This is a genomic window from Tabrizicola sp., from assembly GCF_051645465.1.
Lineage (GTDB): Bacteria > Pseudomonadota > Alphaproteobacteria > Rhodobacterales > Rhodobacteraceae > Tabrizicola.
Map to the genome: position 1 here is coordinate 1 of NZ_JBOFBI010000116.1, position 7,863 is coordinate 7,863.

The following is a 7,863-nucleotide window of genomic DNA, read 5'->3' on the forward strand; positions in this document are numbered from 1 at the left end:
GAGGCGCGGATGGCCTTGACGTCGGGGGTGGGGACTTCGATGTGGTGCACCACATAGCCCTCACGGGCGCCTTGCAGATAGGCCTCGACTTCTTGCAGGCCGCGCATGATCGAATCGAAGGCTTTCGTCATTTCTTGTCTCCATAGGTTCCGGCGATCCGGGCTGCGGCTTCGGTCATCGCCACCTGTTCGCCTGTCGTCACGTTGTCCCTTACATTCTTGGCAAAGACGTCCATTAGGAACACAGGCAAGCCTTGGCCGGGTGCGTAGAAATGGATCGTGCGCAAGCCGCCACTTTTCCCGCCGCCTTCCCGCGCGAAGCGCACCTTGCGCAGACCGCCACCAAGCGACACACCTGCCTCTGGTTGTGCTGACAGGGTGTCAACTATCCTCATTCGTTCCGCCTCGGTCAGCAGCGCCTTGGCCTTGCGCGAGAACTCTGGCGTTTCCACGACCGTGGTCAGCATATATGCGCCAATGGCGTATAAGTCAATGGCGCAGTGGGCTCAAACATCCAGCTCCTCCACAAACCGGGCGTTCTCCTGAATATACTGGAACCGCAGTTCCGGCTTCTTGCCCATCAGGCGCTCCACGAGGTCGCTGGTGTCCCCCGGTTCGTCCTCATCAATCGACACTCGGATCAGTTTGCGGGTGGCGGGGTTCATCGTGGTGTCTTTCAGGTCCTTGGCGTCCATCTCGCCCAGGCCCTTGAAGCGCTGGACGTCGATTTTGCCGCTGCGGTTGCCGCCGAGGCCGCGATTGAGCCAGTAGGCTTTCTCCTCATCATTCGCGACATAGCGGCGGACCGCGCCTTGGGTCAGGCGATACAAAGGCGGGCAGGCGAGGTAGAGGTGGCCCTTGTCGATCAGGGGGCGCATCTGGGTGAAGAAGAAGGTCATCAGAAGGCTTGCGATATGGGCGCCGTCGACGTCGGCGTCGGTCATGATGATGATCTTTTCATAGCGCAGGTCGTCGAGGCGGAAGCGGGTACCCATGCCGGTGCCTAAGGCCTCGCAAAGGTCGCGGATTTCGGCGTTTTCGTTGAGCTTGGCAGAGGCGGCGCCGAGGACGTTCAGGATCTTGCCTTTCAGCGGCAGGAGGGCCTGGGTCTCGCGGTTCCTTGCCCCTTTGGCGGAGCCGCCGGCAGAGTCGCCTTCGACGATGAAAAGCTCGGTCCCCTCGCGGGTCTTGGAGGAGCAGTCGGTGAGTTTGCCGGGGAGGCGGAGCTTCTTGGTGGCGGTCTTGCGCTGGGTTTCCTTTTCCTCACGCCGCCGCAGGCGTTCTTCGGCGCGGAGGACCAGGAAGTCGAGGATGCTGCCTGCGGACTTCGGGTCGGCGGCGAGCCAGGTGTCGAAATGGTCGCGGACGGCGTTTTCGACCCATTTGGCGGCTTCCTCGGTGGCGAGGCGGTCCTTGGTCTGGCCGACGAACTGCGGTTCGCGGATGAAGATCGAGATGAGGGCGCAGCCGCCTGTAGCCATGTCGTCGCGGGTGATAAGCTCGGCCTTGCGGTTCTTCACCCGCTCGCCATAGGCGCGGATGCCTTTGAGGATGGCGGCCCAGAACCCGGCCTCATGCGTGCCGCCTTCGGGGGTGGGGACGGTGTTGCAGTAGGAGTGGAGGAAGCCGTCCTGCGCGGGGGTCCAGTTGATCGCCCATTCGACGGAGCCGGGGATCTGGTATTTCTCCTCGAAGCTGACGCGGCCGGCGAAGGGGCGTTCGGCGTAGGTGGTGACTTTGGTGAGGGTGTCGGAGAGGTAGTCGGCGAGGCCGCCGGGGAAGTGGAAGGTGGCTTCTTGCGGGGTGTCGCCGTCGGGGAGGGCGGATTTCCAGCGGATCTCGACGCCGGAGAAGAGGTAGGCCTTGGAGCGGGCGAGTTTGTAGAGGCGGGCGGGTTTCAGGGTCTGGTGGCCGAAGATTTCCGGGTCGGGGTGGAAGGTGACGGTGGTGCCGCGGCGGTTGGGGGTGGGGCCGAGCATCCGGATCGGGCCCTGGGGGATGCCACGGGAGAAGGATTGCTCGTAAAGCTCGCGGTTGCGGGCGACCTGGACGGTCATGAGGTCGGAGAGGGCGTTGACGACCGAGGAGCCGACGCCGTTGAGGCCGCCGCTTGTCGAGTAGGCTTTGTTCGAGAACTTGCCCCCGGCGTGGAGGGTGCAAAGGATGACCTCAAGGGCGCTTTTGCCGGGGAACTTAGGGTGGGGGTCGACGGGGATGCCGCGGCCGTTGTCGCGGATGGTGACGGAGTTGTCATCGTGCAGTTCGACCTCGATGCGGTTGGCGTGGCCCGCGACGGCTTCGTCCATCGCGTTGTCGAGGATTTCGGCGACCATGTGGTGCAGCGCCCGTTCATCGGTGCCGCCGATATACATCCCGGGGCGCTTGCGGACGGGTTCCAGGCCTTCGAGAACCTCGATCGAGGAGGCGTCATAGGTCTGCGCGCCGGAGAGGAGGTCGTTCTTGGGGGGCTCGTTGTTCACGGGGGGCTCACGGGTGTGGGGTGCGCAGGTATTAGATCATCGGAAGGGGTGGGGGCGCAAGATGTGGGGTCTTCTGTGGGCCTTTGCGGCGGGGTAGGCTTGGGGAAATCGGGAGGATTTTGCGATGCGGGTACTCTTCACGGGCGGGTCGGGGAAGGCGGGGCGGCATGTGGTGCCGTATCTGGTGGAGAAGGGGCACCGGGTGCTGAACTTCGACCTGGTGCCGTTGGGGCTGGCGGGGGTGCATGACCTGCTGGGGGATATCACCGATGCGGGGCAGGTCTATTCGGCGATGCGGACCCACGCGGGGTATGACGAGATGGAAACGGGCGCGGGGGCGCAGGTGTGGGATGCGGTGGTGCATTTTGCGGCGGTGCCGAGGCATCTGATGATGCCGGATACCGAGACGTATCGGGTGAATGTGCTCGGCACCTACAACGTGATCGAGGCGGCGCTGAAGATGGGGGTGCGGAAGGTGATCATTGCGTCGTCCGAGACGACCTATGGGGTGTGCTTCTCGGACGGGGTGGTGGACCCTAAGGTGCTGCCTTTGGAGGAGGACTACGACATCGACCCGATGGACAGCTACGGCATGTCGAAGAAGGTGAACGAGGTCACGGCGCGGAGCTTTCAGCGGCGGTTTGGGGCGGATGTCTATGCTTTGCGGATCGGGAATGTGGTGGAACCGCATGAATATGCGACGGTGTTTCCTCCGCTGCGGGAGGACCCGGGGTTAAGGCGGCGGATCACCTTCAGCTACATCGATGCGCGGGACCTGGGGCAGATCGTGGATCTGTGTCTGCGGAAGGATGGGCTGGGCTTCCAGGTCTTCAACGCGGTGAACGATACGAATGCAGTGCCGCAGCCGAATGCGGAGCTGCTGGCGCGGTTCTTCCCGAAAGTGCCTTTGTCGCGGCCGGTGGGGGAGCGGGAGGGGCTGCTCTCGAACCGCAAGATCCGGGAGGTGCTGGGGTTCAGGGAAGAGCATGACTGGCGGAAGTATGTGCCCTGAACAGGCGTCGCACCGGGGGTTTCACACCCCCGCAGTCCATTGGTTTCTCGAACCAATGGCGAAACCAATGGACTACCCGTGGGATATTTGGAGAAGAGAAAGCCGTTCACGTTAATCTAGCCTTTACCGCTCGGTGCGAGGATCGCTGGGCGGTACAGGCGGGGACGCCGATGACCGCGAAGGGAAAGACACCCCGCGGTCTGGCTTGGTCGGCTGCGGGGTGTTGAGCTTGGGCTAAAGCGGCTCTTCAGCGTCGGCTGATGCCGTTGTTTCTGATGATTTCCTTGTGGATATTCCAGTTGTTCAGAAGCGGATGACCTTCTCGAGACAGGTTGTCGATCCACTTGGTTTCGGCCAATAGCGAAGACGGCTCGTCGATGCAGCTCTCGAAAACAGCGAAGGTGGGCGTTTGATCTGAGTGAATCACGTCATAAAGCCAACGCCTTACGGGAGGATGGCGGCAAAACTTGAAGCTGCGCCGTAGATGACTGCGGATGCGCTTGCGCAGATTGCCCGTCTGGCCCACATAAAAGAACTTCTGCGCGACCGGATCGAGTATTGCGTACACCACGTAACCAGCTTCATCTGGCACGTGACAGTTATCAAAACAGCGCTGGATATAGGTCTCGCATGGGTCACTCGCGAAGCGCGCCCTGTGTACAGAACGCCGATGTTCGCCCTTGACATTCAAGCACGGGCTGCCGACGCCAGCCCCACAAGTTGGGCAGGGAGATAACTTGGCTATTTCTCTCTTTCCGTCTCGAAGCATGAGAATTGCAAGTCCGCAACTTACGCAGGTTCCGACAACCTTGCGGCCCACATCTTCTTGAACGCCGGACGGGCCTGGCAGCGCTCCAGCCACTCTTTCACCGCCGGAAACTCGGTCAGCAGTGTCGGGTGCGGTTGGACATAGCGGACGCATTCGGCGGTGTTGATGTCGGCCACGGTGAAGCGGTCGCCGACGAGCCAGGGGTGGGCGGCGAGGTGGGCCTCAAGCCGGGCCAGCGGGCGGCGCAGTTTCTCGGCGTAGATCGCGATCATGGCCTGGCCTTCGGCGGTCGCGTCGCCCTTGTCGCGGTAGATGTAGGTGATCTCTACCGCCGGCCCCTCGATCCCCGTGGCGGTGATCAGCGCCCAGTTGAGCATAAGCGCGGCCTCGGCATCGGTCTGGGGCCCGAGCGGGCCGCCGTGCTGGCGGGCGATGTGCAGGGTGATCGCGAGGGATTCGGTCAGGACAAGGTCGCCATCGACCAGGGCCGGGACCTGGCCGAGGGGGTTCACCTTCAGGTACTCGGGCGAAGCGGTGTTCAGCGGCGCGTCCTTCGCATGCGGGTCTGGCAGCCGGTAGGACTGGATCACCGGGACGTGGGTGAAGGGGGTGCCAAGCTCGCCCAGAAGCCAGAGCGGGCGCGAGGCGCGGCTGCGGTAGACGCCGTAGAGGGTGATCATGGGGGGCTCCCTTCGCTGATGGGTCCGAGACTAGGCGGAGTACGGGGGAAGCAAAAGGGGCGGGAGGGCTGGTTTTTTTTTGATCGGGATCAAAGCGGAAAGCTTCGGATTGTGCTGGGGTCGGCCGGATCAGGGCAAGGAGGTTGGCGCATGGACGACATCCAGGCGATCATGAAAGCCACGGCCGAGGCGGACGTTCGGTCCGGGCCCAAGCAGTTCCCGGCGGTGACGGAAAGCCCGCTGCACCAGGCCTTTGAATCTGGCCGCTACCCCTACGCCCGGCTCATGGGCCGGGTCGCCTATGAGACCGAGAAGGCAAAGCTGCAGGCCGAGCTTCTGAAGGTGCAGATCTGGGCGCAGGAGTCCGGGCAGAAGTTCGTCATCCTGATGGAGGGGCGCGATGCGGCCGGCAAGGGCGGCACGATCAAGCGGTTCATGGAGCATCTGAACCCCCGCTATGCCAGGGTCTGCGCGCTGACCAAGCCCGCGGATGTGGAAAAGGGCCAGTGGTTCTTCCAGCGCTACATCGCGCATCTGCCGACGGCGGGGGAAATGGTGTTCTACGACCGCTCCTGGTACAACCGCGCGGGGGTGGAGCGGGTGATGGGGTTCTGCACTCCCAGTGAATACCTCGAATTCATGCGCCAGGCGCCGGAGCTGGAGCGGATGCTCGTCCGGTCGGGCATAAGGCTTTACAAATACTGGTTCAGCGTGACCCGGGAAGAGCAGCGGGCGCGGTTCGTGGCGCGGGAAACCGACCCGTTGAAGATGTGGAAGCTTTCCCCCATCGACAAGGCGTCGCTTGACCGCTGGGACGACTATACCGAGGCGAAGGAGGCGATGTTCTTCTACACCGACACGGCGGATGCGCCCTGGGTGATCGTGAAGTCGAACGACAAGAAGCGGGCGCGGCTGAACTGCATGAAGCATTTCCTGTCGACGGTCGACTATCCGAACAAGGACCACGCGGTGATAGGGACGCCCGATCCCCTGATCGTGGGTCGTGCGGCGCAGGTCCTTGCCGAGGACGCCGGCATCTACGATGCGGCCACCCATCCGGCGATGCAGCGGGGCTGAGGCGGGCATTTGCCAGCGCTGGGCCGCACCCCCTTGGCGCGGGACGGGAGCGCGCTTAGGTTGCGCGCTATGCGTTGGATGGCATTCAGTCTGTGGGCTTTGGCGGCGGGACCGGCGCTTGCGCATCCGCATGTCTGGATCGACACCAGGATCGAGGTGATCCTGAACGACCGGAACGAGGCGACGGGCGTTCGCATCGGCTGGACCTATGACGACCTCTACTCGCTTTATGTCGTCGGGGACATGGGCCTTGATCCGGATTGGGACGGGAAACTGACGCCGGAGGAAGAGGCGCGGTTGTCGGGCTTCGACATGAACTGGGATCGGGGTTTTCCGGGCGATACCTATGCCTTGCAGGGCGAGACGGAGCTGGCGCTGTCCCGGCCGAAGGACTGGGGGGCGAGCTATGCGGATGGCAAGATCACCACGACCCATCTGCGGACCTTCGACGCCCCGGTTCCGGTGGGCGCCGAGCCCCTGATCGTGCAGGTCTATGACCCCGGCTATTACACCGCCTACAGCATCGCCTTTAACCCGGTACTGACCGGGGGGATGGGCTGTCTGGCCGAGACGTTCGTTCCCGATCTTGATGCGGCGGACCAAGAGTTGAAAGACGCACTGGCCGAGTTCACTCCGGATGTGGATCTGGAGATGCAGTTTCCCGCGATCGGTCGCAACTATGCCGAAGAGGTCCGCGTCACATGCGTAGCACCCTGACCTACGGCGGGCTTTTGCTGCTGCTGCTGGTCGGGGTCCTTTGGCTGACCGGGGCGCTGGAGGGTGTCGCGGCCTGGGTGGCGGCGGCACAGAAGGCGGCACAGGACCGGATGGCGGGGGCGATCCGCAGCCTGCGTGCGGGCGAGCCCGGGGCGCTGGCGGCGTTCTGGACGGTGTGTCTGGGTTATGGGGTGCTGCACGCGGCGGGGCCGGGGCATGGCAAGCTGGTGATCGGCGGATATGGCGTGGCGCGGCGGGTGCCCGCCTTTCGGCTGTCGGTGCTGGCGCTTGCGGCGAGCCTTGCACAGGCGGCGGTGGCGGTGGTACTGGTCTATGCTTTGCTGGCGGTGCTGGGGCTGACGCGCACCTCGGTCGAGGGGGCAGCCGAGCAGTGGATGACGCCCATTGGCCATGCGATGATTGCGGGGCTTGGGCTTTGGCTCGTCTGGCGGGGCGCGCGGGGGCTGCAGCGGGCGGAGGTCCACCATGATCATCATGACCACGGCCATGACCACCACCACCATCACGAGCACCATGACCATGGCCCGCACTGCAACCACGCGCATGGCCCGACGCTGGAAGAGGTCGAGAAGGTCACCGGCTGGCGCGACGCGGCGGCACTGATCGGGGGCATCGCGATCCGGCCATGCTCCGGCGCGCTTTTCGTTCTGGTCCTGACCTGGCAGCTCGGGATAGCCGTCGCCGGGGTGATCGGCGCCTTTGTCATGGGCCTTGGCACCGGCCTTGTGACGGTTACGGCGGCAGTGCTGGCGGTCTGGGCGCGCGAAGGGGCGCTGCAGGGGCTGGGGGGCCAGAGGGTCGCCCGGGCGCTGCCCTTTTTCGAGCTGGCGGTGGGTGCGGTCATTGCGGTGGCGGCCATCGGGCTGTTGATCCGGGCGCTCTGACACATTCCGTCGCCCTTCGCGGCTTGTGAACGGTGGAAAGGCGGCTTAAGCCCGTCGTATGACCACCCTCGTATCCCCTCCGATGACCCGCTCGACCCACGCGAGGGAAACGCTCGTGCTGGGGTTGCCGCTCATCGGGTCGCACCTCGCGCAGATGGCGCTGCATGTGACCGATACGATCATGGTGGGCTGGTATGGCGTCGTGTCGCTTGCGGCGGTGGTTC

The 7,863-nt window shown here is 64.1% G+C and carries 8 protein-coding genes and 2 pseudogenes; 5 read left to right on the top strand and 5 right to left on the bottom strand.

Annotated elements, in window-relative coordinates; all coding sequences use genetic code 11:
• Window positions 1-127: 127 nt before the first annotated feature.
• Both ACRCSW_RS07130 and parE read right to left on the bottom strand, forming a co-directional pair.
• Window positions 128-466 carry a type II toxin-antitoxin system RelE/ParE family toxin gene (locus ACRCSW_RS07130; protein WP_438703786.1) on the bottom strand — a complete coding sequence of 113 codons (339 nt, stop codon included), beginning with the start codon at window positions 464-466 and terminating at the stop codon, window positions 128-130.
• Window positions 467-505: 39 nt separating this feature from the next.
• Entirely contained in the window at window positions 506-2,479 is a 1,974-nt protein-coding gene (gene parE, locus ACRCSW_RS07135) for a DNA topoisomerase IV subunit B (RefSeq protein ID WP_438703787.1), read from the bottom strand.
• 124 nt (window positions 2,480-2,603) lie between these two features.
• On the opposite strand from parE, the gene ACRCSW_RS07140 reads away from it, so the two are divergent.
• Window positions 2,604-3,491, top strand: a complete 888-nt coding sequence (locus ACRCSW_RS07140; protein WP_438703789.1) for an NAD-dependent epimerase/dehydratase family protein — start codon at window positions 2,604-2,606, stop codon at window positions 3,489-3,491.
• A 247-nt stretch (window positions 3,492-3,738) separates the two neighbouring features.
• Here the strand turns inward: ACRCSW_RS07140 and ACRCSW_RS07145 are convergent, their stop codons facing one another.
• The 3 genes and pseudogenes from ACRCSW_RS07145 to ACRCSW_RS07155 form a co-directional block, all read right to left on the bottom strand.
• Window positions 3,739-4,083: a GIY-YIG nuclease family protein gene (locus ACRCSW_RS07145; RefSeq protein ID WP_438703795.1), complete on the bottom strand. Its 345-nt coding sequence runs from the start codon at window positions 4,081-4,083 to the stop codon at window positions 3,739-3,741.
• A 57-nt stretch (window positions 4,084-4,140) separates the two neighbouring features.
• Window positions 4,141-4,260: pseudogene (locus ACRCSW_RS07150) on the bottom strand (zinc finger domain-containing protein); the annotation flags it as partial.
• A gap of 20 nt (window positions 4,261-4,280) precedes the next feature.
• Window positions 4,281-4,940 carry a glutathione S-transferase family protein gene (locus ACRCSW_RS07155; protein WP_438703790.1) on the bottom strand — a complete coding sequence of 220 codons (660 nt, stop codon included), beginning with the start codon at window positions 4,938-4,940 and terminating at the stop codon, window positions 4,281-4,283.
• 150 nt (window positions 4,941-5,090) lie between these two features.
• Here ACRCSW_RS07155 and ppk2 point away from each other — a divergent pair, with 150 nt between their 5' ends.
• The 4 genes and pseudogenes from ppk2 to ACRCSW_RS07175 form a co-directional block, all read left to right on the top strand.
• Window positions 5,091-6,017 carry a polyphosphate kinase 2 gene (gene ppk2, locus ACRCSW_RS07160; protein ID WP_438703792.1) on the top strand — a complete coding sequence of 309 codons (927 nt, stop codon included), beginning with the start codon at window positions 5,091-5,093 and terminating at the stop codon, window positions 6,015-6,017.
• Between the two features lie 69 nt (window positions 6,018-6,086).
• Complete coding sequence (locus ACRCSW_RS07165) at window positions 6,087-6,734, top strand: DUF1007 family protein (RefSeq protein ID WP_438703793.1); 648 nt, start codon at window positions 6,087-6,089, stop codon at window positions 6,732-6,734.
• A complete protein-coding gene (locus ACRCSW_RS07170; protein ID WP_438703794.1) occupies window positions 6,719-7,639 on the top strand; it encodes a nickel/cobalt transporter in 921 nt (306 codons plus the stop codon). The genes ACRCSW_RS07165 and ACRCSW_RS07170 overlap by 16 nt, the downstream gene beginning before the upstream one ends.
• Window positions 7,640-7,721: 82 nt before the next feature.
• A pseudogene (locus ACRCSW_RS07175) lies at window positions 7,722-7,863 on the top strand (MATE family efflux transporter); the annotation flags it as partial.